The 2,066-nt window shown below is 40.9% G+C and carries 1 pseudogene; it reads left to right on the top strand.

Features of this window, described 5'->3' with window-relative positions:
• Positions 1–2,066 (top strand): annotated as a pseudogene (locus ACFIJ7_RS09385) (hypothetical protein); the annotation flags it as partial.

The following is a 2,066-nucleotide window of genomic DNA, read 5'->3' as shown; positions in this document are numbered from 1 at the left end:
TTTGCAGATGGTGCTTTTACAGCTCCGACTTATAAGATCTCAAATGTTGCTGAAGATGGTAAGGCAACAGAAAAGTCCTACAACGATGTTGGTTCAGCTTTTGCTGGTCTTGATGCGAGTGTCAAGAATGTGAATACGCATCTAACGAATGAGATCAAAAATTTTACTGAAAAAGTAACGAATATTACGCAAGCAGTCCAAGGCGATGCTTTGTTATGGAATGATAAATCCCATGCCTTTGTAGCGCAGCATGAAAAGAAGAAAAAAGAAGAAGACGGCACAGTTGTAGTGACACAAGAAAACAGCAAGATTACGTCTCTTGCTGCAGGAAATATTACGAAAGATTCCACAGATGCCGTTAATGGCTCTCAGATTTATTCTATGAGTGAAATGGTTGGTAGTTATTTTGGCGGTGGCGCTGGATATAATAAAGAAGGCGCATGGATAGCTCCTACTTTCAAGGTCAAACAAATCGGTTCTGATGGGCATATTACTGATGAGACTTATCAGAATGTAGCGGATGCTTTTTCTAGTGTTGGTAATTCTTTCCAGAGTGTTCATGATGAGATTAACACTATGAGAAGTGATAGTCTTGTTAAGTGGAATGAAGAGAAGAAACTGATCAAGATTGGTGGCGAAAAAGCTGGTACGACAATCACTGTTGCTGATAAGGATAGTAAGGATAGAATACTTTCTGGCGTGAAGGATGCAGAAAAGGGCAACGAAGCGGTTAATAAAGCCCAGCTTGATAAAAATATAGATGCACTTACGAATGAAATTGAAGAAGTGCGCTCTGTAGCAGTTTTTTATGATGAGGAAGAAGATACAGAAGAGGTCAGTACACTTACCAGAACAGCACCTAAAGCGAAACAAAGCAATGTGACTTTTGGTGATCCCAAAACAGGCACTGTTGGATTGCATAATGTTGCGGCTGGTAAGATTGCCAAGGATTCACATGATGCTGTAAATGGTGACCAACTTCATTCACTAGGCAATAACGTTGCGACATATTTTGGTGGTGGTTCAACATTTGTAGATGGTGCTTTTACAGCTCCGACTTATAACATCTCAAATGTTTCTGACGATGGTAAGGTAACGACTAAATCACATAACGATGTTGGTTCAGCCTTTTCTGATCTTGATACGAGTGTCAAGAATGTGAATACACATCTAACGAATGAGGTCAAAAATTTTACTGAAAAACTAACGAATATTACGCAAGAAGTTCAAGGCGATGCTTTGTTGTGGGATGAAAGTGCAAAAGCCTTTGTAGCTTTGCATGGGGAAAAGGAAAGTAAGACAAACAGCAAGATCACATCGCTGGCTGATGGTTCTATAGTATCAGGCTCGAGCGATGCGGTTACGGGTGGACAGCTTCATAGCATCACAGATGATTTATCAAAGCTTTTAGGTGGCGCTGTATACTTTGATGGCAAAAACTTTAAAGGATTAAAGTATGACTTATCGACAGTTTCTACAGACGGTAAGGTAACAGATAAATCGCATACCGATGTTGGTTCTGCCTTTAAAGGACTTGATGATAATATCAAGAATGTGAACGCTCGCATTAAGGAAGTTTCAGAGGGAGTTGCACAAGATTCCTTGTTATGGAATGGTAAAGCCCATGCCTTTGTAGCGCAGCATGAAAAGAGGGAAGAACAAGCCGACGGCACAGTTGTAGTGACGCAAGAAAACAGCAAGATCACATCGCTTGCGGCTGGTTCTATAGTATCAGGTTCGAGCGATGCGATTACGGGTGGTCAGATTTATGATCTTCGAAAACAGTTTGCTGGCTATTTTGGTGGCGGTGCTGGTTATAATGAGAAGGGCGAATGGCAAGCTCCAAACTATAACTTATCGAATATTGATAAAGATGGTAAGGTAACAGATAAATCACACACCAATGTTGGTTCTGCCTTTGAAGGACTTGATGATAATATCAAAACTGTGAACGCTCGCATTAAGGAAGTCTCTGAAGGTGTTGCACAAGATTCCTTGTTATGGAGTGATAAAGCCCATGCCTTTGTCGCGCAGCATGAAAAGAGGGAAGAAAAAGACGACGGCAA

The sequence above is a fragment of the Bartonella sp. MR100HLJHH genome (assembly GCF_042194215.1).
GTDB lineage: Bacteria > Pseudomonadota > Alphaproteobacteria > Rhizobiales > Rhizobiaceae > Bartonella > Bartonella grahamii.
This window is presented reverse-complemented; position numbering and strand designations above follow the sequence as displayed.